The 25,359-nt window shown below is 44.1% G+C and carries 24 protein-coding genes and 4 tRNA genes; 16 read left to right on the plus strand and 12 right to left on the minus strand.

What is annotated here, in order from left to right; genetic code table 11:
- Positions 1-33: 33 nt before the first annotated feature.
- On the minus strand, positions 34-1,185 hold the full coding sequence (locus tag FTV08_RS05620) for an IS4-like element ISAbe18 family transposase (RefSeq protein ID WP_180086858.1): 1,152 nt from the start codon (positions 1,183-1,185) through the stop codon (positions 34-36).
- Positions 1,186-1,314: 129 nt separating this feature from the next.
- Positions 1,315-2,487, minus strand: a complete 1,173-nt coding sequence (locus tag FTV08_RS05625; protein ID WP_044113190.1) for an acyl-CoA dehydrogenase family protein — start codon at positions 2,485-2,487, stop codon at positions 1,315-1,317.
- A gap of 183 nt (positions 2,488-2,670) precedes the next feature.
- Between FTV08_RS05625 and FTV08_RS05630 the strand changes: the two genes are divergently transcribed.
- The 6 genes from FTV08_RS05630 to FTV08_RS05655 all read left to right on the plus strand — a co-directional run bounded on the left by FTV08_RS05630 (position 2,671) and on the right by FTV08_RS05655 (position 8,006).
- Complete coding sequence (locus FTV08_RS05630; RefSeq protein WP_044113188.1) at positions 2,671-2,928, plus strand: succinate dehydrogenase assembly factor 2; 258 nt, start codon at positions 2,671-2,673, stop codon at positions 2,926-2,928.
- Positions 2,921-3,307 (plus strand): hypothetical protein, encoded by a 387-nt coding sequence (locus FTV08_RS05635; RefSeq protein WP_005249912.1) that lies wholly within the window; start codon positions 2,921-2,923, stop codon positions 3,305-3,307. The genes FTV08_RS05630 and FTV08_RS05635 overlap by 8 nt, the downstream gene beginning before the upstream one ends.
- A gap of 117 nt (positions 3,308-3,424) precedes the next feature.
- Positions 3,425-3,589: a hypothetical protein gene (locus tag FTV08_RS05640; protein ID WP_180037179.1), complete on the plus strand. Its 165-nt coding sequence runs from the start codon at positions 3,425-3,427 to the stop codon at positions 3,587-3,589.
- 256 nt (positions 3,590-3,845) lie between these two features.
- Entirely contained in the window at positions 3,846-4,886 is a 1,041-nt protein-coding gene (locus FTV08_RS05645; protein WP_004732263.1) for a hypothetical protein, read from the plus strand.
- 67 nt (positions 4,887-4,953) lie between these two features.
- Entirely contained in the window at positions 4,954-5,526 is a 573-nt protein-coding gene (gene rrtA / locus FTV08_RS05650; protein ID WP_044113186.1) for a rhombosortase, read from the plus strand.
- 197 nt (positions 5,527-5,723) lie between these two features.
- Entirely contained in the window at positions 5,724-8,006 is a 2,283-nt protein-coding gene (locus tag FTV08_RS05655) for a TRAP transporter large permease subunit (RefSeq protein ID WP_180086859.1), read from the plus strand.
- 61 nt (positions 8,007-8,067) lie between these two features.
- Here FTV08_RS05655 and FTV08_RS05660 read toward each other — a convergent pair whose 3' ends face one another.
- The 5 genes from FTV08_RS05660 to rnr form a co-directional block, all read right to left on the minus strand.
- Positions 8,068-8,949, minus strand: a complete 882-nt coding sequence (locus tag FTV08_RS05660; protein ID WP_180086860.1) for a DMT family transporter — start codon at positions 8,947-8,949, stop codon at positions 8,068-8,070.
- Positions 8,950-9,004: 55 nt separating this feature from the next.
- On the minus strand, positions 9,005-9,439 hold the full coding sequence (locus FTV08_RS05665; protein WP_044113181.1) for a hypothetical protein: 435 nt from the start codon (positions 9,437-9,439) through the stop codon (positions 9,005-9,007).
- A gap of 17 nt (positions 9,440-9,456) precedes the next feature.
- Positions 9,457-9,666: a YheV family putative zinc ribbon protein gene (locus tag FTV08_RS05670; protein WP_171248537.1), complete on the minus strand. Its 210-nt coding sequence runs from the start codon at positions 9,664-9,666 to the stop codon at positions 9,457-9,459.
- Between the two features lie 40 nt (positions 9,667-9,706).
- Entirely contained in the window at positions 9,707-11,761 is a 2,055-nt protein-coding gene (locus FTV08_RS05675; RefSeq protein ID WP_180086875.1) for a M3 family metallopeptidase, read from the minus strand.
- Positions 11,762-12,217: 456 nt separating this feature from the next.
- Positions 12,218-14,665: a ribonuclease R gene (gene rnr, locus FTV08_RS05680; protein ID WP_004281463.1), complete on the minus strand. Its 2,448-nt coding sequence runs from the start codon at positions 14,663-14,665 to the stop codon at positions 12,218-12,220.
- Positions 14,666-14,928: 263 nt separating this feature from the next.
- Here rnr and FTV08_RS05685 point away from each other — a divergent pair.
- The 5 genes from FTV08_RS05685 to FTV08_RS05705 all read left to right on the plus strand — a co-directional run bounded on the left by FTV08_RS05685 (position 14,929) and on the right by FTV08_RS05705 (position 16,326).
- Positions 14,929-15,018: transfer RNA gene (locus FTV08_RS05685), tRNA-Ser, on the plus strand.
- Positions 15,019-15,034: 16 nt separating this feature from the next.
- A tRNA-Arg gene (locus FTV08_RS05690) sits at positions 15,035-15,111 on the plus strand.
- Between the two features lie 50 nt (positions 15,112-15,161).
- Positions 15,162-15,238: transfer RNA gene (locus FTV08_RS05695), tRNA-Arg, on the plus strand.
- Between the two features lie 118 nt (positions 15,239-15,356).
- Positions 15,357-15,962: a dihydrofolate reductase family protein gene (locus FTV08_RS05700; protein ID WP_114541580.1), complete on the plus strand. Its 606-nt coding sequence runs from the start codon at positions 15,357-15,359 to the stop codon at positions 15,960-15,962.
- 287 nt (positions 15,963-16,249) lie between these two features.
- Positions 16,250-16,326, plus strand: a tRNA-Arg gene (locus tag FTV08_RS05705).
- Between the two features lie 105 nt (positions 16,327-16,431).
- Here the strand turns inward: FTV08_RS05705 and FTV08_RS05710 are convergent.
- Positions 16,432-17,730 carry a hypothetical protein gene (locus FTV08_RS05710; RefSeq protein ID WP_004281458.1) on the minus strand — a complete coding sequence of 433 codons (1,299 nt, stop codon included), beginning with the start codon at positions 17,728-17,730 and terminating at the stop codon, positions 16,432-16,434.
- A gap of 163 nt (positions 17,731-17,893) precedes the next feature.
- Between FTV08_RS05710 and FTV08_RS05715 the strand changes: the two genes are divergently transcribed.
- Positions 17,894-18,391, plus strand: coding sequence for a YcxB family protein (locus FTV08_RS05715; RefSeq protein WP_004281456.1), 498 nt, complete (start codon positions 17,894-17,896; stop codon positions 18,389-18,391).
- 37 nt (positions 18,392-18,428) lie between these two features.
- Positions 18,429-19,070: a fumarylacetoacetate hydrolase family protein gene (locus FTV08_RS05720; protein ID WP_180086861.1), complete on the plus strand. Its 642-nt coding sequence runs from the start codon at positions 18,429-18,431 to the stop codon at positions 19,068-19,070.
- Positions 19,071-19,122: 52 nt separating this feature from the next.
- Here the strand turns inward: FTV08_RS05720 and FTV08_RS05725 are convergent, their stop codons facing one another.
- Positions 19,123-19,944: a helix-turn-helix domain-containing protein gene (locus FTV08_RS05725; protein WP_180086862.1), complete on the minus strand. Its 822-nt coding sequence runs from the start codon at positions 19,942-19,944 to the stop codon at positions 19,123-19,125.
- Positions 19,945-20,048: 104 nt separating this feature from the next.
- Here FTV08_RS05725 and FTV08_RS05730 point away from each other — a divergent pair, with 104 nt between their 5' ends.
- Together FTV08_RS05730 and yddG are read left to right on the plus strand one after the other, a co-directional pair.
- Positions 20,049-20,987 (plus strand): DMT family transporter, encoded by a 939-nt coding sequence (locus tag FTV08_RS05730; protein WP_180086863.1) that lies wholly within the window; start codon positions 20,049-20,051, stop codon positions 20,985-20,987.
- Positions 20,984-21,871, plus strand: coding sequence for an aromatic amino acid DMT transporter YddG (gene yddG / locus FTV08_RS05735; protein WP_180086864.1), 888 nt, complete (start codon positions 20,984-20,986; stop codon positions 21,869-21,871). The genes FTV08_RS05730 and yddG overlap by 4 nt, the downstream gene beginning before the upstream one ends.
- Positions 21,872-21,898: 27 nt before the next feature.
- Here the strand turns inward: yddG and FTV08_RS05740 are convergent, their stop codons facing one another.
- Complete coding sequence (locus FTV08_RS05740) at positions 21,899-23,146, minus strand: YihY family inner membrane protein (protein ID WP_004645086.1); 1,248 nt, start codon at positions 23,144-23,146, stop codon at positions 21,899-21,901.
- A gap of 113 nt (positions 23,147-23,259) precedes the next feature.
- On the opposite strand from FTV08_RS05740, the gene wrbA reads away from it, so the two are divergent.
- Positions 23,260-23,856 carry an NAD(P)H:quinone oxidoreductase gene (gene wrbA, locus FTV08_RS05745; RefSeq protein WP_180086876.1) on the plus strand — a complete coding sequence of 199 codons (597 nt, stop codon included), beginning with the start codon at positions 23,260-23,262 and terminating at the stop codon, positions 23,854-23,856.
- Positions 23,857-23,903: 47 nt separating this feature from the next.
- Here wrbA and FTV08_RS05750 read toward each other — a convergent pair whose 3' ends face one another.
- Together FTV08_RS05750 and FTV08_RS16370 are read right to left on the minus strand one after the other, a co-directional pair.
- Positions 23,904-24,311, minus strand: a complete 408-nt coding sequence (locus FTV08_RS05750; protein WP_171054336.1) for a hypothetical protein — start codon at positions 24,309-24,311, stop codon at positions 23,904-23,906.
- Between the two features lie 862 nt (positions 24,312-25,173).
- On the minus strand, positions 25,174-25,254 hold the full coding sequence (locus FTV08_RS16370) for a hypothetical protein (protein WP_370940770.1): 81 nt from the start codon (positions 25,252-25,254) through the stop codon (positions 25,174-25,176).
- Positions 25,255-25,359: the final 105 nt, after the last annotated feature.

Consider the following 25,359-nt stretch of genomic DNA (forward strand, 5'->3'; position numbering starts at 1 on the left):
GGAGTCCTGAGAGCATTGCTGTCCCACAATTTTTCACAAGAGGAAGCTCATTTGAGCTTCCTCTTGTTTTATGGGTATTTTATCGGGTGAAAATAAAGCTTTTAAAGTTCTTCTTTCAAACAAATTCACTTGAATTATTCTGAGTAAACGTTGAACTGTCCAACCTGTTTTCCCTAAATGTTGAGCGAAACTCACCAATAAATAGGCGATCATCGCAATCCAGATTTGTGTCTGAATTGCGTTCCTGCTGCGGCCTAGAAATGCTTTTAATTTGAGATTCTGCTTAATCGCCTTAAAGAACAGCTCAACTTTCCAACGATCTTTATAAATCGCCGCAATGGTGGAGGCGGCTAAATGAAAGTTATTGCTGAGAAAGCTAAAGTGCTTGCCACTTTGCTGATCTCTATATTCAATTCTTCTTAACACTGGGGCTTTTCTTTTTAGGGCATGTGCGCTATTCAGCTGAATGGTTTCATCTTTTAGAATACCTTTGGATTCAAGCACTGGATGTTGCTGGATCACCTGATACACAGATTTAGGCCTAAAACGTGTGACAAATCCAATGTTTTGAGCAGTCAGATTTGCATACCATTGGTAATCGACATAGCCTTTATCAAAAACTACAATGCTGCCAGCAGGAAACTGGAATTTGCGGCCTTGTACCATGTCATTTTCTTTGCCATTTTCAACTGCAACAAACTCAGGAATATCATTGCTGTGATTCAATCCTATGCTGAGTTTCATGCTGGCTTTTGAGTCGTGAACTTTGGCCCATTCACATAAGGAAAGCGACAGGTCAATATGACTGGCATCCAAGGAATACAAGGGATTCTTAAAGCGAAATTTATGAGCTACTTTCGAGTGTTCATAGTATTTAAGCAACTTGTAAAATAGCTGTTGATACAAGGCAGCAGGCTGCTGCTCATTGATTCGTGCCAGCGTGCTTTGGGGAATAGATTTTGCTCCGAGATGACTTAGCTTTTCCTGTTGGCACTCCAAATTGGATTGAATATCTCTCAGACTTTGCCTACAAGAGAATTGAGACATCAATATGGCAATAAACTGATCCCACCGGGAAGCCGCTTTAAATTTCTGTCCAACATGGTGTACTTTAGCAAGTTGTTCAAAATCCTGTCGCACAACAGGTTTAATTAGCTCATGAAATACGGTATTCTGATGTAACAAAACCTGAATCCTGGTCGTTAAAGTGTTTGTTTGCACTCATATTTTAACTGTTAGAACTCAGGTTTTTTTATTTAAAGCAAACTATGGGACAGCAGTGGCCCTGAGAGACTCCTTTTTTATGCATCCATTTTAAAGTGAACGGGCGATGAGTTCTTTCATGATTTCATTGGTACCCGCATAAATCCGGTTGGCACGGTTGTCGATATAAGCCCGGGCAATCGGATATTCCAGCATATAACCATAACCACCATGCAGTTGCAGACATTCATCTACGACTTTGCTATACATTTCTGAAATCTTGTATTTGGCCGCAGCAGCGGCATCTATGCCTAGTTCGTGCTTGAGTTGCAGCTCCATACAGCGATCCAGATAAGTGCGGCACACATCGATCTCGGTACGTAGTTCTGCCAGTTTAAAACGGGTATTTTGGAAATGGCTGATGCTCTTGCCAAATGCCTGACGTTCCTGGGTATATTTTACTGTATGGGCAAAAGCGGCTTCAGCGCCTGCCTGACAGATAATCGCCACAATCAGGCGTTCCCAGGCCAGTTCTTTCATCAGCATCATAAAGCCCATGCCTTCCAGACCGAGCAGGTTTTCTTTGGGTACCCGAACATTATCAAAGAACAGTTCGCAGGTATCCTGACCTTTCATGCCAATTTTATTTAAGGGCTTGCCTTTACTAAAACCGGTACGTTCGGCTTCGACCATAATCAATGAGAGATTGGCTGAACCTTTATCATTATTACCCGTTTTACAAACCACAATCGCCATATCACAGAGATAGCCATTGGTAATAAAGATCTTGGAGCCGTTGATGACATAGTCATCGCCATCGAGTACTGCCGAGGTTCGCACAGCTTGCAGGTCAGAGCCGGTTCCCGGTTCGGTCATGGCAATCGCGGTGACCACTTCTCCAGACGCCATTTTCGGAAGCCATTGCTGTTTTTGAGCTTCATTGCCAAAATTCAGCAGATAATTGGCGACGATATCTGAATGCAGCGAAAATCCGGTCGCTGAATCTCCGGCATAGGCCTGTTCCTCAATCAGAATCATGCTATACAACCGGTCTACGCCAGAGCCGCCATATTCTTCAGGCATGGTCGCGCAGAGCAATCCAAGCTCACCGGCTTTATTCCATAACTCTCGATCCACATGTTGCTGACTTTCATAACGCTCGGTATGTGGAATGACTTCTTTCTCATAAAATTTACGGACCGTCTCGCGAAAAGCTTCATACTCGGTACTAAAAAGTTGGCGCGGCAGCATCGGGGCAAGTGGGCGAATGGCTGCAGACTGCATCTTGTTATTCCTTATTTTGATCTGTTTGGTTTAACTTAGGCCATGCCAAGATCAGCAGCAATGAGCGGAATGTTCAAATGACTTAAATCTGCTGATGCTTTTGGTCATTTCTATGAAATCCCTCGAAATTCTGCCAGCGCTTCAGGTAAACTATTCGGGTTTATAACGAGTTGGGGAAATTCGATGACTGATGACATCAGCCTAGAAGAGCGTAAAGTGATTTATCGTGCGCGTCGTGGTTTAAAAGAACTGGATGTATATTTTGATCCCTACGTAAAAAACCATTATCTGAATGCCAAGCCTTTCGAAAAACAGATGTTTGCAGAGCTGGTTGAGCAGGAAGACCCGGATTTGCTGGACTGGTTTATGGAAGTGTCTGAGCCGCCGCGTCCTGAACTAAAAGATTTTATCAAGAAGCTTAAATTTTACGTTCATGGATAATCGTTGCTTCAAGCTGAAACGCAGTCTGTGTGCATTGGCGTTTCAGTTTTTTATTTTTGCACTGCTGATGTATCTATTGTATCAGTTATTACCGATTGCACTTTGGGCAGTGTGTGCTGTCATAGGCTTGGTGATTTATCAGCTGTTTTACCGCAAGACGCCACAGATTGAGCAGTTTGAATATCTGGATGGACGTGAATGGTCATTGACCGCCAAAGCACGACCGACCCGTCGGGTATGTATTAGTCACGTGATTGATCATCAGGCGTATATTGTGGTGTATTTCCAGCATGCCAAGGCGCGACCTTTACTGATCTGGTGTGATCAATTGTCCTTCAAACAATGGAAATACTTAAAATTATTGACTAAATTAATTTAGTTGTAAGATAAACGCATTTTAATTATTTGATTAAAATAATTATAAAACAAATATTTAGATCAAATTTCTATTTTTATTGTTAGACAAAAAACACGGTTAATTCATGACTTAGAGAAATTGTCTGACAATTTATTCCCTGTGTTTTATTTTCAGCCTGTACATTTAACTCACCGACAGCAACTACGGGAAACCCTGATGGAATTTCCAGTGTGGATTTTTCTGATTATAGCGATTGTTTTGGCTCTGGTGATCGGACGATTCGGGATCGGTGCTGAAGGATAAATTTTCATCTTAATCAAGCAGGGTTTTATCATTTTTCTGCTTGTACAGTTAATAAGTAGCATGTGCTGAACCGTCGCAATGCTACTTTTTTTTGCCCAAAATTTGGGATTCTCCTAAATACAGTCAATTGCAGCGCGGCCATTTAATGGCAAAAAGTGTCTCGTCTAAATTAGAGTAAATACTCTTTTATTCACAAAATGCTTCTGATATCTTTAGCAGAAAGATGGACATAATCACAATTATAGAGGACAGGAAAATGTCAGGCGTCCGTAAAATATGCCAAGGTATGGCGACCATTGCAATAACAACAACAGTTTTGACGGGGTGTTCTCAGGTCATTAAAACCGGTGCCAATGTTGCACTGGGTTTCACCGAAAACCATATTGTCCCGCCGATTTTAGCGATGGATGATGCTGAAATGGTGTGTAATTCAGGGAATTCTTTAACACCGGCCATTATGGCGACCAAAGAAATGGGGGCGGATCCGACCCGGGTAGCCGTGCTGATGTATTCGGCTGCCGGTATTTGTGCCGAGCAAAAAGCGCTGGAAGCGGAGTTACGCTATTTACGCGCTTCAAAAACCAATCAGGTGGCAGAAGCTCAAGATGCCCGAATCGAGCAGAAGCGCTGGGCGGCGCTGGCGGCACAGCGTCAATATACCGGTTATCAACTGTTCCAGAGCCGTTATGAAAAGAAATACCAAAAAGCCTTGGGTGAAGAATGCCCACGCATGAACAGTGATATCGAGCAAACGGTTTATCTGTTGGGTATGCTCAGTGGCTTGCAGGCCATGACCAATGATATTAACTCGGGTGGTGCAGTGCATGTACCGAAAGATATTGCTGCCGTGGTCGAGCGTGGCATGGTGTGTCTGGATAACGCGAAATTCTGGGGTGCGCCGAATGCCACCCGTGCGGTGATCTGGACTTTGTTGCCAGGCGCAGGGGAAGGCAAGCCTGACCCTTACCAAACATTAAAACAATCTACACAAATTGGTGAGCAAAAAGGTGTACGTTTATCTCATGCCTTGTATGCCGTAGCGGCTCAGGCCAGTGGCGATGATGCCAAAGTCCGGGATGCCTTAAAAACCTTTGCTCAGGCACGTACCGAGGAAAAACCGGTGAATCCGCAATTCAAGCTGATCGACAGCATGGCTGCAATTATGGTCAGTGGCATATCGGATCGTTACTGGACAGAAAATACCGGTATACGCAGTGGCGATGATGGCATGCAACGTTTCTGGGATGAATCCGACAGCTCTTCTGAGCTCGATGATCTGTTCAGTGCGGATCTGTAATGCAGATACCCTGCATGAAGCTTCAGGGATGAAGTCAAACTAGAGGGTCAGGGAGGACAACAGGCCGATGCTAGATCAACATTTTCGACGAAAAATTATTTTTCTAGCGGCTTTTGTCTCTTTCTCTGCATGTCTGCAAATTTTTCACGATCATTTCATTTACTGGCAAGAAAGTCTGCTGGGTGAATTCTGGCGACTCTGGACAGCGCACTGGGTACATGTGAGCTGGATTCATTACTTTCTAAACATTCTCGCCTTTATCTGTTTACCTTTCATTTTTCCACGCGCTACCGTCTGGCATTTCTGTGCCATTTTGCTGATCTTGCCACCGTTGATCAGTTTAAGCTTTTATTTTTTCTTACCCAATATTGAAGCCTATGCTGGCCTGTCGGGCGTGCTGCATGGTGCCTATGTCGCCGTAGCCTGTGTACATTTGCTGTATAAGCGGGAACGCGGCTTTGCGGCGCTGGTATTATTTTTGATTTTTGCCAAACTGGTCTGGGAAAACACCATTGGCAATGTCGGAACGGCGCAGCTGATCGGTAGTCCGGTTTTGGTTGAGGCACATTTACTTGGGGTGATTTGGGGCGTGATTCTGGCGCTGATCTATATTGTGAGCAATTATTTTCGGGATAATTAAAGTGCAGAGATAAATAATTTACTTGGCAGAAAATACAAAAAGAAAATATAAATTGTCATTTTTATTGTGCCAATTTTCATGCAAAGTCAAAACATAGAATAAAGATCCTGACCTTTGAAAAGGAATTTTCGGGGCAGAAGGGAAGATCAGCGTCCTAGACCAAGCATCAGGCCGCTAAAATAAAAATAGGAATACACATGCAAAATGATGATCAAAACAGATCAGGATTAGGTCTGTTGCGTTATATATGGACAGAGTGGATCTCGACCTTCGTCGTGCTGGTTTTACTTTTGCTCACTTTAATTATTGGCACTGGGGAAATGATTCACGGCCAGTTGCTGCGTATGGGTGAGCGTATTTACGGTGATCCGGCAACAGGAATGCAATATTCATTTTTAAGGGCTGAGCCGACGCGTCCACAATGTGAACGCAATATTAATGTCGATCAACGCGTTCAGCAGCAGATGAAAGCCGATGCAGCCGATGAATATGCCGATTTCTTCGGGGTGCGTTCGGAAGCGGATGTCCGTGCTGCGGTGTTACAGGCACAACAGGTCTGTGAAGAATCCTACCTGTTTTATGATAAAGCCATTCAACATGTGGAAGCCCATCCAAGTATTCGGGCTTATCGGACCTTTGAAACTTCTTTCTTTGGCATCTTTAAGTTTGGTACGGAAAACCGGGCTTTGCTTCTGGTCATCATGGTGGTCTTTGCTGCGATCAGTGCCACTCTAAAAACCCATCATATTGGTTTGCGTAGCCCGAGCACGCGTATCGACTTTAAAGTTTATTCGGTCGCCATGCTGGTCGCTAATGCTTTCCTGGCATTTTCATCCTATAGCCAATATCAGTCCGTATTGAACTCGGGCGTGCCGATGGGGGAGATGAAGTACATCTACTGGTTGTGGATGATTCTGTTCAGCGCACTCACTTTGATCAGCCTGTATCATGTGATCAAACAACCGAAACCGACGCGTGAGGGCGGCAGTTTTGGTCTGGCCTTTCTGAGTGTACCGCTATATGCCTATATGGCTATTACCACCGGAATAAATTTCACCTTCTTTATGGACTATCCAATGGGACAGGGGATTTACCTCGGTCAATTGGTAGAGTTTTCCAGTATTTTCCTAAATCTGGCCTTGTTTATCTGGGCCGGTATGTTGCTGAAACAGACCCGTGTCGTGGACATGTTCCTGAATATTCTGCGTCCATGGAATCTGGCCCCTGAAACCCTGACCTGGTTAATCTTGCTGGCAGCTGCATTACCGACCGCCTATACCGGAGCATCAGGGATTTTCGTAATTGCCGCAGGTGCGATTATTTATAAGGAAGTCTGGAATGCGGGCGGACGCCGTCAGTTTGCATTGGCCGCCACTGCAATGTCTGGTTCACTGGGCGTGGTTTTACGTCCTTGCTTGCTGATTGTCGTTGTGGCATCACTGAATAAAGAAGTGACCACCGACTTACTCTATCACTACGGGATTTATGTCTTCCTGCTCAGTTCGACTTTATTCCTGGTAATTTCCCTGTTCTTTGCAGAAAACAAATTCCGGATTGCTGCACCTATTGTGGCTGCTCCTCAATCCGGTCGCGCCTTCATTGCGATTATTCCATATATCGTGATTTTCATTCTGATCTGGTTATTCTATAAATATGCCTTGTCGACTGACCTGAATGAATTTACCGCACCAGTGATGATGCCAGTCATCCTGCTGATGATTGTCTTGTTCGACAAGTTGCGTCATGAACCTGCGCCGTTGCCGGCAGTGGGGGATTGGGATGAAACTTTGACCGCAACTTTAAACTCAAGATCGGCACCTGAACTGGCGACAGCCGGTGCCGCAGCCAATGCAGAATATCGTGAGGCTGAACATAGTGAACAACCAGGCAAAGAACTGGCTGTTGATCATACTGTGCAGCGTTCAAAAGCGACTGAAATTTTGCGTCATGTCGGTTTCTGGAAGTCTATGCATATTTCGACCAGTGAGACGGTGGGCCATATTGGTGCCTTGGTCATCCTGATGGCACTCTCGGTAAGTGTTGGTGGCTTGCTAGAACGTATTGAAATTATGGAAGCCTTCCCGACCGATATTAGTAGTACCATTCTGGTGATTTCACTGATTGTCGGCTTGATGATTTTTGTCGGGATGATTATGGATCCATTTGGCGCAGTGATTCTGATCTCGGCGACCGTTGCGCCAGTGGCCTATCAATATGGCATTCATCCGGTACATTTCTGGATGATTACTCTGATTGGTTTTGAGCTGGGTTATGTGACGCCACCGGTTGCACTGAATCATCTGCTGGCCAGACAGTCAATTGGCGATGCTGAAGTGGCCGAAGCGGATGCAGAAGTACGACACCTGTCTTTCTACTACCGTTATGAACGCTGGATTTTGCCGGTGATTGTATTGCTGCCTGCGATGCTGATCATTGCCTATGTGCCTTATATCTTTAAGCTGTTCGGCTGGTATCAATAAAAGAAAAGCAATAAAAAAGCATCTTCGGGTGCTTTTTTATTGCTTTGATTTCGAATCTTGATCAAATCTTGGATGAATTCAGGCGTTTTTGCAGAATTGGACTACACAGTAGAATCGCACAGAAAATCAGCCCCAGCCCAATCAGGCTATAAAGGTCTGGAACTTCCTGCCAGAACAGAAATCCCCACATGCCGGCAAAGAAAATCGCCACATAGTTGACCGGCCCAATCTGTCCTGCCGGAGCCAGCTTGTAAGCATTGGACATAAACAGTTGACTGAAATTGGCCAGTATACCGGCAGTAATCAGATAGCTGAGTTCTGTCAGGGTATAAGGTCGCCATAGCCAGAACATCGGAATCACTGAAATAAGGGTGCCAATAAAGCAGAAATAAAATACGATTTTTTCCGGAGACTCGGTTCTGGTCAGCGCCCGTACCGTGACAAAAGCCATCGCTGCCAGAAAACTGGCACTCAAGCCAATGACCGACATCAGGTTAAATAAACCCGAATCTAGTTTGGCCACACAGAGTACGCCAATGAAACCAATCCCAGCAGCAGCTAGCATGCTGGCCGTGATTTTTTCTTTAAGGAATAGCCATGCAATCAACGGGATAAAAATCGGAGAGGAATAGGTAAATACCATGGCATTGGAAAGTTTTAAGTGGGCAATCGCGTAGAAGAAGCCATACATGGCAATCAGCCCGACCACAGCACGCCAGGTGTGCATCCATAGTTTTTCAGTTTTGAAAAAACCAATGCCTTTATTGAAAATGAAAGGCAGGAAAATAAACAGCCCAACAAAATTGCGAAAGAAGACCACGGTAGCATTATCAACTGTTGTTGAGGCATAACGGATACAGACGCCCATGACTGAAAAGAGAAAAGCAGAGCAGGTCAGTAACAGAATGGCTTTAAGCAGATGCGGAGCGGCTGGGGCAGACATGGAAACAACTGAGCTAGAAGATCTGACGATATTCTAGCTGAAATGCTGTCGAGATTTACTGGCTTTGAGCAAGTTGTGCTTCAAGTAACTTGATCTGTTCCTCTTTCAGTTGGATCAACTGGTCGGCATCGCTATGCTGCGCATCCAGTGTGGCTTTTTGTTCATTGAGCTGAACTTGGATGTCATCTAATTTAGCCACTTCTTCTTTGGCCAAACTGGCATTCTCCGGCACTGGTGCATCTGACAGCTGATTTGATACCAGTGCTTTAGTTTCGATCGTCTCAGGTGCTTTCGCTGCCGCCGTATCTTCTTCAGTTTTCGCCGCAGGTTTTGCTGCCGGAACAGCCGCGATATCTTCCTGATGTATGCGTTCCGCTTCACCGGAAGAGGCATTCAACCACTGATATAGCAATACCAATGCAACGACAGTAACTAAAGCCCCCATAATCCCCATTAAAAGTTTGGGGTTATTTCTTTGTTCTACTGACATAGCTTGAACCTTGATTTTTATTTTACTGAACGAGGTTTAAACTGAATCACGCCAACTTCATCTGGAACAGCTGGTGTTTCTGGTGGGTCAACATGTGTGGGACGATTTTCTTCATAACCACATTCAATACATTCGATCCATTCATCTTCACCAGAGGTCAGCATGACGACGCGATCTAACGCCTGACATTTTGGACATTTTGCGCCTGCAATGAAACGACGTTTAATGGTCATCATACTCACCTTGTGATCAACTTAAAAAGCTAGTTTAAGCGTTTTTAGAGGGGTTCGTCCAACCTTGATGACGCAGCAATGCATCTATTTTTGGCTCGCGTCCGCGGAAATTGATAAATGCGTCAAGTGCTGTGTCTTTTCCGCCAACTGCGAGGATATTTTCCCGAAACTGCTTTCCGGTAGTGGTATTAAAAATACCTTCATCTTCAAAGCGGTCGAAGGCATCACTGGCCAAAACTTCGGCCCATTTATAGGAATAATATCCTGCTGCATAACCACCGGTAAAAATGTGACTGAAGCTGTGCTGGAAACGGTTATAGTCGGTGGTCGGTAGGACCGCATACTTTTCACGGATCTCATTCAGAGTAGCCTGAACCTGTGTTGCATTTAAAGCCGGATTGGCTCGGTGAATACTCAGGTCAAACAGGGCAAATTCAAGCTGACGCAGGGTTTGCATGCCAGACTGGAAGAAACGTGCATCGAGCAGGGCTTTCAGCAACTCTGCCGGCAAGGATTCTTGAGTTTCAATGTGCTCGCTGAGCAGATCCAGACTTTCCTGATCCCAGGCCCAGAATTCCATAAACTGGCTTGGCAGTTCGACCGCATCCCAAGCCACGCCATGGGTACCTGCTACCGCAATATTGTCCACTTCTGTCAGCATATGATGCAGGCCATGACCAAATTCATGGAACAAGGTGATGACTTCATCATGGGTCAAGAGTGCAGGGCGATTGCCGACAGGTGGAGTAAAGTTACCGACCATATAGCAAATCGGTTTTTGCAGGCCATCACTGGTCTGCATACGGGAACGGAAACCGCTCATCCAGGCACCGCCACGTTTGCCCTGGCGTGCATACAGGTCAAAATAGAAACCGCCAATCACCTGACCCTGATCTTCCAGTTCAAAATAACGTGCATCCGGATGCCAGACAGGCGCTTCATGTTCAATGACTTGAATGCCATACAGACGATTGACAATATTGAACAGGCCTTGCAGGATTTTCGGTGCAGGGAAGTAAGGTTTAAGCGCTTCCTGTGACAGGTTAAATTGCTGCATTTTCAGCTTTTCAGAATAATAGCCGCTGTCCCACGGTTGCAGATCACGGATGCCATCTTCAGCAGCAATCGCTTTCAGTTCAGCGATTTCTTGCTCTGCCGGTGCGCGGGCATGCTCTGCCAGATCACGCAAGAACTCGTCTACAGCCTCTACACTCGGTGCCATTTTGCTGGCTAAGGACAATTCTGCATAATTATTAAAGCCAAGCAGTTTTGCCATTTCCAGACGCAGACTGAGGATTTCTTCGATCAATGCCGTATTGTCAAACTCGCTCTGCTCAGCCTGATCTGACGCACGCGTGGTATAGGCTTTATACAGTTCTTCACGCAAAGGACGATTTTCTGAATGGGTCATGATCGCCAGATAAGACGGGAAATCCAGCGTAGCCACCGGTTGATCCAGCTCACGTTGCTGACCATATTGTTTTAACAGCTCAATATTATTTGAAGATAGACCCGCTAACTCATCTTCATTCAGCGGTCTGAAATAGGCCTGAGTCGCATCTAGCACATGGTTGGAGAAGTCGGAAGATAATTGGGACAGACGTGCCGAAATTTCCGCATAACGTTTTTTCGCTTCACCCTCTAACGCCACCCCAGATAATTTAAAGTCACGTAAGGCCAGTTTAATGGCGCTTTGCTGCGCTGCCGGCAGTTCACTATAAATCGACGCATCATAAATATGCTGATAGGTCTGATACAGCGCCGTATGTTGACCCAGTTGCGTATAATATTCGCTAAGACCCGGTAAAAGTGCTTGGTAGACATCACGGGTTTCGGCATTGTTCATCACGGCATTTAAATGTGACAAGATGCCCCAAGACTCACTCATATTGTTTTCAAGCGTGTCGACATGTTCCAGAGTAGTCAGCTGCTCCTGTACTGTAGTAGGCGTTTCGGTGAGGTCATTCAGGAACTTTTGCCCTTCAGCGATACAGCTTTCAATTTTTTGTTTTAGCTCAGCCAGCGTAATCTGATCAAATTGTGGAACAGGCAAAGTTGCCTTTTCTAAAGTCATGTCGGTCTGCCAAATTAATTTTCAGTGTTAGTTCTAGAAGTAAGGCTTCTTGATCGAGAAATCAAGCTTGACCGGTGATTTATTCTGAAGCAGGAGGTATCGAGATTTATTCAATCTCGTTCACAATGATGTCCAAGCTACTTTTACTAATGTTGAGTTATAGTTCAACTGATTGGTGTTGCTCGCTGAAACTCCGAAACAGATAGTTTAAGAATAGGCAGAATTCCATAGTCTGTTTCAAAGAAATAGGAAATATGTCTTTGCAGATCTTTGAATTTCACTGCTTGAGTGTAGATCAAAATAGGAGGCAGTTTTCCTGTCAGTTTTGTTTAGAAATAGGGAAGGTACCTGATCAGACTGATCTAAGTTGATGATTCGATGCGGTAAGTATTTTTACTCTAATCGTATTTATTCTGGATAAGGTTTAAAAGAAAAAAGAGCGCCGTAGCGCTCTTTTTAAACCATCAAAAATTATTCAGTCTTGGCTTTTGCATTCGACTTTTTCTTTTTGACCTTGGCCTTTTTCTTTACTTTATCTTTAACCTTTGCTTCAGACTTTCCTGCAGATGGTTTAGCAGACTTTTTACTGTAAGAGCTGGGTTTTCCTTTTCCTTTTTTGCGTCGTATGGGTTGTTCTCCATCGGCGCTCAAGTTGGATTTAGATTCACGTTCATTATTGCCAAACACTTCTTCTGTCGCTGCTGGACGTGATACTGGTTTTTTCTCACTCACGCGCGGTGCACGGGCACGAACTGCACGGCCGGCATGACTGAGTTGTTGCACCAGTTCAAAATCGATCTTACGTTCTTCCAGATTGACACCGGCAACCTTGATTTTGACTTCATCACCCAGACCAAAGACCTGACCACGGTTCTGGCCGATCAGATTCTGGCTGCTTTGATCAAAGACAAAGAAGTCATCACCTAGCTGGCTGACATGCACCATACCATCGACATACAGATCTTTTAACGTGACAAACAGGCCAAATTCTGCCGTTGCACTAATAATGCCGACAAATTCTTCGCCCAGATGCTGCTGCATATAATGACATTTCAACCAGGTCGTCACCGAGCGCGACGCTTCATCTGCACGACGTTCTGTGGCAGAGAAATGGTCACCAGCTTCATCTAAAGCACCGCCTGAAAGCGGAGATGGCTTGTTATTTAAATGTGCTTTGATTGCACGATGCAATAACAAATCCGGATAACGGCGAATTGGTGAAGTGAAATGTGTATAGGCTTCATAAGCCAGACCATAATGGCCTGCATTACTCGCACCATAGTAAGCCTGCATCATGGAGCGTAATAACACGGCATGAATACTTGGTGCATCAATCCGTTCTTTGGTCGCTTCAATCACCGCCTGATAATCTTTCTGAGTCGGCTGTTCCGGGAAATTCAAACCCAGCAGCTTGACGAAGTCACGGACTTTCTGGATACGTGAGAACTCTGGTGGCTCATGCACACGGTACAACATTGGCATTTCATTTTTCAATGCATATTCTGCGGCTGCCACGTTGGCCAGCAACATACACTCTTCAATCAGCTTATGCGCATCATTACGGCTGCGTGGAAGAATTTCTTTAATTCCGCCCAGTTCGTCGAAGGTCATGTAAGTTTCAACAGTTTCAAATTCCATGGCATGGCGTTCAGCACGTAAACTTTTAAGAACTTGATAAAGTTGGAACAGGGTGTTGATCGACTTGCGAACTTCGCGATCTTCGGTAATCGCCTGGCTGTCACCTTCCAGATACTGTGCGACCTGATCATAGGTCAAACGTGCCTTGGAATGCATGACAGACGGATAGAACTCAAAACCGGTGACTCGGCCAGCACGTGACAGTTTTAAATCACAGACCATACATAGGCGGTCAACGTTCGGATTTAACGAACACAGGCCATTCGACAATGCTTCAGGCAGCATCGGTAAAACGAAGTGCGGGAAGTAGACTGACGTCCCGCGTTCCTGCGCTTCATCATCTAGCGGTTTGCCTGGACGTACATAATGGCTGACATCGGCAATGGCCACGACCACACGATAGCCACCACCCGGACGTTTTTCGGCATAAACGGCATCATCAAAGTCACGTGCATCTTCACCGTCAATAGTAACTAAGGCTAAATCACGCAGATCCACACGACCTTCACGGTCTTTGGCCGTTGGCTCTTTAAAGCTTTCGGCTTCTTTAACCACTTCTTCCGGGAATTCATAAGGCAAACCATATTCTAAAATGGTTTGTGGAATAATGATTTCAGTATCGGCCTTGTCTGCCATGGACTGCACAATATGTCCAGTCGCGAATTCTTCACGGGTCGGATAGGTATCAATCGCCACACGAATAGAGTCACCCAGATTAGCCTGGGCATGTTCGATCAGTTCTTTTTCAAGGGTGATTGGCTGATGCGCATTTGGGTTGGCTGGCTGGATAAAGTATTCACCATCATATTCTGACACTTTACCAATGATCTGTTTGACACGATGCTGCACAACTTCAGTAATATAGCCCCAGGCTTTACCTTTACGGTCTACCGAAGTCTGACGCACTTTAACGCGGTCACCATTAAAGACCAGGCGCAGTTCACGCTCAGCCAATAATAAGTCGTCCTGGCCGGAAATGTTGGCAGTTCCCATCCCCCGGGAATTGATATAAACCGTCGCTTCGGATTCAGGTTGCTCGACGGCAATCTGAAACTTGTAGCCGTCTTTCATCAGTTGCCCGTCACGCACCATCGCAATTAAACGATGGCTTAGGGCATCAATACTTTTTTGATCTGCAATTTCAAAATGTTCGACCAGGTCTGCATGGGACTGGGCATTGTTCTTTTCGATGGTTTCTAAAATGAGCGTGCGGCTAGGGATAGGGTTGTCATAACGTTCGGCTTCAGCTTTTGCTTCAGGATCGACCCAGTTTTTCATCATGTCTTTAAATTTATCTTAGGAGATAGGTTTAGCATAAAACATGTGTGCGCAGACTGCACGTAAATGATTGCAATAATCCATTTAAGTTTTCAATTTTCTGTTAATTTTCGATAACTGGAAATTTATGCAGTTTTTTTGCCATCAAAATGCACGAAAAATCGAGGAATTGCTTAAAAAGTATTTAAACGAGCAAAAATATGCACTTTTTTTTGATGCTGCGCTTGCAGTGCCATGCCGAAATTTGTATTATGGCCGCACGTTACGGTGAGATGGGTGAGTGGCTGAAACCACGTCCCTGCTAAGGACGCATACGGGTAACTGTATCGAGGGTTCGAATCCCTCTCTCACCGCCACGCTTACTTACGTCGCGCGCTCATAGCTCAGCTGGATAGAGCACTTGGCTACGAACTAAGGGGTCGGGAGTTCGAATCTCTCTGAGCGCACCAAGTAAGTTAAGCAGAAAAAAACGTATCGCCAACCTAGGCACACAAGTTACGCGCTCATAGCTCAGCTGGATAGAGCACTTGGCTACGAACTAAGGGGTCGGGAGTTCGAATCTCTCTGAGCGCACCAACTTGAACAATTAACCGCACATGTTGCGGTTTTTTTGTGCCTAAAATTTACAGAAACACCAGACATCACGTGCTAAAAATAAGTCTCAGGCGAGTGAATAAAAATAAAGGCAATCGTGATGAGAAAAATCATTGTCCAGGAATTTTTGACCCTCGATGGCGTGATGCAGGGGCCCGGCGGCCCAGAAGAAGATATATCTGGTGGCTTTCAATATGGTGGCTGGGTGGCGCCGTATTTTAATGCGGAACCTGATCCGGCATTTGATGTCATTATGCAAAAATGGATGCAGCCCTCCGATATTCTTTTAGGGAAACATACTTTTCAGATTTTTGAATCTTACTGGCCCACACATACTGAAGACTGGCCGGGAATCAATGACGTCAATAAATATATTCTTTCTACTAGTCTGGAGCATTCCGACTGGCAAAATACCCTTTTTCTGAAAAGCATTGATGAGATAATCAATCTTAAAGCATCGGGAGAGGGGGATATTCGCGTGTATGGTAGTGCTGCAGTGGTACAGACACTTTTCAAATATGAGCTTGTGGACGAACTTCGTCTGCTGACTTTTCCAATTATACTCGGTGTTGGCAAACGCCTGTTTAGCCATGAATCAATACCCGCCGCTTTTCAATTGATAGATCATCTGGCCAGCTCAAATGGTATTGTGTTTACGCATTATCAAAGGGCAGGAGAAGTAAAGACTGGAACAATAGGCGAGTGATAAAGTGTACAAGGATGATGGTCGTTTTATATTTGAATTCTATTCTGGCTGAATACCTGGTTAAGAATACTTAAGGCTGACCCATTGCGTAGTGATGGAATTTTTGGAAAATACAAGCCTCTTGATTGAATTAATTAAGTGTTTTTAGCTCTAAATCCGCAGAAATTTTCAGCAGAAAACTATAAATTTTGATACATCGTTTAATTACTGTACATTCAGTTGTGATTTTATTAAAAAACACTTAACAAGACTGAAAAAGCTCGTATAATGCACCCCATCAAGACGTCGCGCTCATAGCTCAGCTGGATAGAGCACTTGGCTACGAACTAAGGGGTCGGGAGTTCGAATCTCTCTGAGCGCACCAATCTTGATAAGAATTCTGAAAAAACCGCACGTTGATGCGGTTTTTTTACGTCTGTGATTTTTAACTATTTTTCATATAAAAAACCAATAACTCTCTGCTTCCTGCTCATCTTAATTTCTGCTGTACTTTCAGTGCATAAACGGTATTACCACCCACTGCTGGTAAAATATCATGATAGGGCATGCTACGCATGGCTCTTAATAAGAACGGCGCCTGATCGTGAATTTTCATACTGCTGGTGATTTGAAATAAGGTACCTTGTGACTGCGGCAATAAGCGCATACCACCTTTCACAAACTTCAAGTCACCGCCATTGGCATTGAACTGGTTTTGCAGGGAATCAGGTTGGTAAAAATGCATCTTAAAATTAAACGGGATCTGAATCACGCCCAAACCCACCGACACCTTATAGTTGGCATTTATATTCTGAGTATTGACCGAATTCAGTTCGACTTTCTTGATCTGCCGAGGAAAAAGCTGCTGCGTCGCTTCAGCCGCTAACCACGGTCGCAATTTTTCGACCGGATGCGCAAAATATTGATAGGTGCTGCTAAATCTTAAATTTTCTGAGGCTTTTCCTTCTTTGACCTGATAGCTCGGTAAAATGAAACTGACCGGTTGCCCTGATTTTTGGCTGATCTGGGCAATTTTTTGTAGCTGTTGAGGGTTGAATCTCATCTGCGGAATTGGAGTTGCTAGTGCCGCTGTATGATCGGTTTCAAAGCGCTGTTGTAGTGCTTCCAGTAGAAATGCATTGGTACTCGGCGGAATGCCGAGTTTGGCTTCAGGCAGCGCATTCAGGATTTTACTGAATAAAAAGCCTTTGGGCTGATTCAGGTCGCCCCATTGGGTGACAGTCACCAGCGTTTTATGCGGACCCAGTGCAAACCATTCCAGTTTTCCCGCACCATAGGGAATTGGCGCATCAATAATTAAGGTGCTGATGCTGTTTTCACCCAGATGATGCTGCATCACTACGGTTTCTTTAAAGTTCAAGACTGGAATCGGGGTCGGGATATGAACCTGATATTTAACCTGCTGAATCGAACCCTGCTGCTCCAGCACTTTGGCCGACTTTAAGGTCGGAAACAGGCCGACATAATTCGGATAATGGCGCAGCAATTTTTCGACCTGAGCTTCAGCTACCGGTAATACCACAGCCGCACTATAAAACTGTGTCTTGCTGGCTGCATTACTGTTTAAGGTGGGAAGCTGGGTTTTACTGGTTGGATGCGCATAAATCAGAATCCGCTCGCCGGTTAATTCTGCCAGTTGCTGGGCATTGCCTTGATAAGCACTCAGACTGCTTGGTATTTCGGCATTCCAGGGAATAATCTTGGCCAGTGCTGGGACAGAAACTGCCAAACAAACACCGATGAGCATGCATTGCTTTAATTCTTTCATTCAACATCCTGTTGCGTATTTTTTGTTTTAATTGCTGTTTATTTAAAACCAAATGCACGTATTTCCAAAGCAAAGTTATGTAATTGATGCGACAGGCCATAAGCGCTATGGATATTTTGGTATAGTATTGGGCAAGATTTTATTTTTGATGTGATGCTATGCTATGACTGAGTCAGCACCGACTTTATCGACCCGTTATTTTCTGACTTTAGAAGAATCTCAGGATGGTTTTGCCCTGGCGACGTTTGGTAAAAAGCAGATTTCACGTTTTCTGACCCCTTTGGTCAGTATCGGGATCATCATCTGGGGTTTCTCGATGGGCTTTGATGGCGTTGGACGTTATTACGTGGCTTTGGGTGCATTCTTCCTGATCCTGCAAGGCATCATGCGTTACTGGTTCCTGCCGATGATGTTTAAACGCCAGTTTGTTAAATATCAGTTTGGTAAAAGCGAACAGGGTATTGATTTGTATCAGGACTATGCGGAAATTTTTACCAATGATCGTAGCAAGCTGGTGCCATATAGCGAAGTGCAGAATTTTGCTGTTGGTAAACTGACTTATATGCTGGAATTGAAAAACCGTACCGTGGTTATTGTGCCGAAGCGTGCATTTAAGGACGGCACTGAACAGAGTATGTTCGAGCATACATTTAAAAAATAATTCAGATATCTATAAAAGGAAAAGGGAAGTTTTGATCATGAGCACACGTCCATCCAAAATCGTTTGTGTGGGTCGCAGTTATGCCGATCATGCCAAAGAACTCGGCAATGCGATCCCTGATCGTCCGGTATTGTTTATCAAGCCACCGAGTGCCTTAAGTTCGCTCGAAGCAGGCATTGAGTGGAATCCGGAATGGGGCAATTGTCATTATGAATGTGAACTCAGCTTGCGTATTGACCGGACTTTAAGCAAAGAAAGCGATCCTGTGAAAGCACTTGAAGCTGTGGGTGCGGTGACTTTAGGTCTGGACTTAACTTTGCGTGATTTACAGGATGATCTCAAGAAAAAAGGCCAGCCTTGGGAACGTGCCAAAGCCTTTGATGGCTCTTGTCTGCTGTCGGACTGGGTGCCTGTCGCCGATGTAGTCACTGACTGGAAAGATGTGCATTACACACTTGAAGTCAATGATGAGCTGCGTCAAAAAGGTAATACCGCTTTATTGATTTTTGATATTGCGACCTTGCTGGCTGACATCAGTCAGGTCTTTACTTTGGAAGAAGGGGATGTGGTGATGACCGGTACCCCGGCAGGTGTTGCGGCATTGCATTCAGGCGATCAACTGAAAATGACGCTGAAGGGGCAGGCTCAGGATTATGTCTGGACGACTTTTGTGAAATAACCAAGATTTTGAATCAAAGGAGCCAATGGGCTCCTTTTTCATATGCATAATTTTAATCATTAACAGTATAACGCTTGCGAAACTGATCAGGGGTGCTTCCCATCCAGCGTTTAAACATGTTGATAAATGCCGAGGCATTGGCATAGCCCAGATCAAAGGCAATGCTTTCAACGCTATGACCTGAATTTAATAAAGACATGGCCTGCATCACTTTCAGGCGTTGCCGCCATTCATGTAGTGACATTCCCAGTTCTTTCTGGCTATATCGCGCTAGCGTCCGCTCGGTTAAATTGACGCGTTCTGCCAGTTGCTGCAGCGAGCTCTGATCTGCCAGATGCTGATGTAAATAATCTAAAATCTGTTTCAGCAATGCATGTTCTGAATGCGGTAAATAACTGCTGACCAGTTGGGCTTGCTGGAGCTGATCGAGCAGTACCTGTAGCAGACGTTGATATTCAGCTGAATCCTCGAATACTGGATGGTCTTGCTGATGTAGTTGTTTCAGGTGGGTAAATAAAGCAGTGACCAAGGGGGCGCTGAGCAGGATGCCCGGTTGAGTGGGCAGTTGGCTACAAAGTGATTCATGCACATACAGAGTGCCATGAGAAACTGCGGTACGGTTCAGACCACGATGCTCTAAATTCGGTGGGAGCCAGATGCCGTGAGGTGAAGGCGTCACATAATTTATATGATTAATATTCACTTCCATCACTCCATGAAAAGCATAGACAAATTCTCCCCAGGCATGGCCATGTAGCGGATAAACAGATTGCGCAGGATCCTCCCTGAAGCTGATCCACAGAGGTGCTTTAATCAGATCATGGGTCGGAAGTTGCTTGAGCGAAGCTGAATCTGCTTGGATTTTTTTATGCATCACCGAAATTGCCTGAATAACACCATCATTTGTCTGTTTTGAAGTATATCTTTTATTTCTGACACTTTTATAGTGTACCTTCCAAATGAGCAACAGGACCGTATGTGAGCCAGCGTCAGGCATTAGATGCCAAAGCATCTGCCATCATGTTTGTATTGTGTATGTTGTGGGGTTTACAACAGGTGGTACTGAAGTGGGCCGCGAATGATATTTCAGCCCTGATGCAAATTGCCTTGCGTTCAGCCTTGTCTGCGCTGATGGTTTATCCCTTGATTCAGCAAAGCGTACGCCGTCAACTGTGGAATGCACGCTATTTACCTGCAGGATTGCTGGTCGGTGTGTTGTTTGCAACCGAATTCTATCTGATTGGTGAGGCACTGCGTTATACCTCAGCCTCGCATACGATTGTTTTACTCTATACCGCACCGATTTTTGTGGCTTTGGGTTTGCACTGGAAATTGCCGGCAGAGCGTTTGTCTGCTGTGCAATGGGGCGGAATATTTCTCGCCTTTAGCGGAATTGTAGTCAGTTTTCTGTTACGTCCACAAACGGGGTCAGGTCTACAGACTGATGCCTTGTGGGGAGATTTTCTGGCCTTGCTTGGCGGCGTATTCTGGGCAGCCACCACAGTCAGTGTACGTCTGAGCCGGCTGGCTGAAGCACCTGCAACCCAGACTTTGTTCTATCAATTATTGATGGGTGGAATCCTGTTATTGCCTCTGGCTGTTCTGACTGGGCAAGCAGCTATTCAATGGACGGTGTTGTCTATTTCCAGTCTGATTTTTCATACCGTACTGATTTCCTTTGCCAGTTATCTGATCTGGTTCTGGATGCTGAAACATTATCTGGCATCACGGTTGGGGGTATTTTCCTTTTTGACCCCTGTATTCGGCATGCTGTTCGGGGTGCTGATTCTGGATGAACATATCGAAATCAATTTTATTATCGGTACCTGTATGGTGATGTTGGGCGTGATTCTGGTGAGTTTGCAGGGATGGCTGAAAAAACCGAATATCAATAAAACTATTCAAGAGCAAGTATGAAAAACTGGTCTGTAAATTTAGCGACCTGGATTGGCCTGTCTTCCATTCTGATCTGGGCCAGTCTAGTCGCTGTAGTGAAACTGATTACTGAATCCACCAGTGCAGTGCAGGGGATTGCTTTAATTTATAGTTTTAGCAGTCTGGCGATTTTTGCGTTCACCGGCTTTCCAAAAATCACGCAAATGTCCAAGCGTTATCTGCTCGGTTGTGGCGCTTTATTTGTGGCTTATGAGATTCTATTTCTGGTTGCTGTGGCATGGTCGGATAATCGTGAACAGGTGATGCTGATTGCCATGATCAATTATCTGTGGCCACCCTTGATGATTGTTTTTTCGATATTTGCCCGACAGTTGCAGGCTCGCCTCTGGGTGATTCCAGGCTTTCTGCTCGCTGTGATGGGACTGATGCTGGTGGTCAATCCAGAAATCACTAATCTGCCGAAGTTTATGCAGGCTTTAGCTGAAAATCCTTGGGCCTACGGCTTTGCCTTTCTCGGCGCTTTGTTATGGCCTTGCTACTGCGTTCTAACTAGGACCTATGGCCGCGGACAAAATGGTGTACCGATTTTCTTTTTGGTCGCTGTAATTAGCTTATGGTTCTTACATTTAGGATTAAACGAACCTTTTATCATGCCCACATTCAAGCTATGGCTGGGAATTGCGGTGGTAGGCAGTCTGATTGGCATCGCCTATAGTAACTGGAATCAGAGCATGCAGTTTGGCAATATCAAGGTGCTGATTTTAGCCACCTATTTTATGCCAATTCTTTCTTCGGTCATGTCAATGCTGATTCTGGATGTCAGGCCCGAACTCAGTTTCTGGATCGGGACTGCCTTGGTAAGCGTGGGTGCGATTGTTTGTTGGAAATCCACCTATAATATTTAAAAAATCCTCTCAAGCGAGAGGATTTTTTTATTTATGTCGGAACAGTTCGGACAATGGAAAATTGAGTTTTTCTTCCAGATATTGATCGGTTTCCTGTAATCTAGGTGAGAAATTTTGCATCCAGATGTCATCAGTCTGGGCATTGGTGAGATGGTTTTTGCGTGGCAGTGGATAGGGTAATTGCAGATAAAAATTCCAGAAGCTGACCTGATCCAGATCACGAACCAGCACATATTCATTTTCATCGGTACGTTTGATCAAATTCTGCTTTTCAAACATGGCGACATAGCTCGGCCAGCGTCCAATTTCATCCCGGCCCAGCACTTCAAGCGCTTGTGCTTCACTGATGCTTTCACCGGTTTTTTGCTTTTTATAAAATAATTCTAACAGATCCAGCAGCATGACGATGGGATGGCGTTTATTGTCCTGCCCAGATTCAAACGCCGTCAGGGCATAGCTGATTTCAACCCCCAATAACACAATAATCCACGACAGATAAATCCAGAGTAGGAAAATCGGTACGGCGGCGAAAGCGCCATAGACGATTTCGTAACTGGTGAAATTTGACATGATATAGCCAAACAGGTTTTTCAGCAGCTCAAACACCACGGCACTAAACAGACCGGCAATAAAGGCAGATTTAAGCGGTACACTGCGATTCGGGATGGTCCAGTTCAAAATGAAAAATCCGAGTACAGTCAAAGAAAATGAAATCGCCCAGAGGACAAAGGCACCATCCAGCTCATAACCAGCAAAGTTATTGCTGAGAATGCTCATAGATGCCACGGTCGAAGAAATCACAAACGCACTGCCCAATAAAATCGGCCCTAGCGAAATGATGGTCCAGTAACGCATAAAGCCCATAATCCCGCCCCGCGTTTCAGTCACGCGCCAAATGCGGTTAAACACCGTTTCGATACTGCTGAGCATTAATACCGTAGTAACAAATAAAAACAGAATACCAATGATGGTTAAATTGCTGGATTTATCAGTAAAGGCATTCAGAGCCTTATCAAAGGCAATGGTGGTTTTAGGTAAAAAATTACTATAGATCAGCTGCTGCAGTTGCTGCCGTGCAGGTTCTAGGGCTTTAATGGAAGATATAATTACCAGAAAAACCGTCAGCATCGGCACTACGGCAAACAGGGTCGTGTAGGTCAGGGAACCTGCCTGTTCGCGACAGCGGTCTGCTTCAAAGCGTCGAAGTACAAATAAAACAAATTGAAACCAGTGTTTTTCATAGAAAGGTAATTTCTTTAAATACTTAACAATCATCTGCATCCAATCTCAATTTTTTTAATCATCATGAATTTTCATCATCAGCTTAACCAAAAAACTTGCAAAGTATCGTATAGTTTTATTTTTTTAAGTAATGAATAAGAACCATGATGCAACCTTATGTCATTGTTTTATATTACAGCAAATATGGCTCAACCAAAGAAATGGCGCATTTGATTGCCAATGGAATTGAAGCGGCAGGCGTGGCAGTAAAAATAAGGACAGTTCCAAATATATCCAGCGTGGTAAAAGTCGCTGAACCCAGTATTCCGACAGAAGGGGATATTTACTGTACTCTGGACGATCTGGCGCAGTGTGCCGGTTTGGCGCTTGGTTCACCGACCCGTTTTGGCAATATGGCCTCTGAAATGAAATTTTTTTGGGATCAGACCACGAGTCTATGGCTGAATGGAGCGCTACACGGTAAACCGGCTTGCGTGTTTACGGCATCAGGTTCCATGCATGGTGGACAGGAAAGTACTTTGCTGACCATGCTGCCGCCGTTGTTCCATCATGGCATGATGATTATGGGGCTCAGCAATGCAACACCGGCACTCTCGAATACCAAAACTGGTGGTACACCTTATGGTGCTAGTCATGTTAGCGGCCCGCGGCATGATCAGGGCTTGAGTCAGGATGAAAAAATTCTGTGTGAAGTACAAGGCAAGCGTTTAGGTGAAGTGGTACTGAAACTCAATCGAGTCTGAAAAACACTCACAGGAAATGAAGGATGAACTTCATTTCCTGAATTTTATTAGGCTTCTTTTTGATCTTTTTGATCTTTTTGATCTTTTTGATCTTTTTGATCTTTTTGACTAAATCTGTATTTGCATTTCAGACATTGATAATCCTGAAACAGATTACGGTCGACAGAAACCCCGGCTTTTTTCCCCAGAAAATTACCGACCACACCGCCGGTAATTCCGACACTGATTGCACCGACAAAAGTGCCTACGGTTCCGCCGACAATCACACCTAAAGGTCCGGCTACTGTACCAATTGCAGCGCCAATCGATGCACCTGAAGCAGCGCCACCCACAGTCCCTGCAGTTGCACCCGCTGAACTCATGAGAATGCCGCCAATTTTCTTTAAATTCTGTTCATGATCGCGCTGTTCGATATCAGCTGAGCCACATTTAGGACATTGCATAGATTGTTCCATCAAGGATTGAGATGTGCTTGTTTTAGGTTTGTCGGGAATAGGATGTGTGCCCTGATCAGCACTTATTCATAACATACAACAACACACTAGATAAGTTTTGAACTCGCAAATCAGAAACATTGCATACTCACTTGATTCTAGTTGAGTTCACGTTAAAACATTGTATTTCAGCTGTAAATATATGCCTTCTTGGTTGATTAACGCAATTCTTAACCTGTCATTGAGGAAATGGCAAATCTCAAGATCATCAGAAATGTTCTTCTCTCATCAGTCTAAATATTGCGATCTTAGGTAGGCCATTTCTGGATTCGAAATGAAAAAGGAAGGGAAGTCGAAAAATATGTAAACGAGTTCTTATCAGGTCTATTCAAGTTTTCAGCCAAAATACATCTGAATATTGGCGTTTCTTTATAAGTCACCTTCATTGTAATTGATTAATTATATTTTAAATAAATCGTGACATTTATCCTTATTAAATAGAAGTTCTAATAAAATAAAAATTTACGACTTTTAAAATATAAAAAGTATAATAATTCTAATCTTTATTAGATAAATTTTTGATTATTGATAATATAAAAAATATATTATCTTAATCAAGTTTTTTGGATGAATTTTATATTCAAAAAAAATTTATATAATGATTTCTTACAAATCAAAAATAATAAAAAAATATATATTAATTTAATAAAAACAATAATTTATATTTTTAAATAAAACAAAAAAATAAGTGAATAGGGATAAGTTTTACATTTTATAATTTTATGTGATTTAATATTTTTCAGATAAATTTAATCTTACTTAAATGAAAAATTAAATAAATATCTTAAGTCAGAGGATATTAAGATTATGAGAATATTAGTTATCAATCTGGGTTTATTAGGTTTATGTTTTCTGAGTAACGCTTATGCCACCTCTGATGAGTGGACTCAGCGTTGGAAATCATCCAGTGCCCGTTCCAATGAGAATCTAGTTCAAGCCAATCTGATCGAACTTAAGGAGTCAGACTATTATTCCGGATTAGGTAAAACCACCGTTCATAGCACCTCAA

The sequence above is a fragment of the Acinetobacter sp. YH12226 genome (assembly GCF_013417805.1).
Classification (GTDB): domain Bacteria; phylum Pseudomonadota; class Gammaproteobacteria; order Pseudomonadales; family Moraxellaceae; genus Acinetobacter.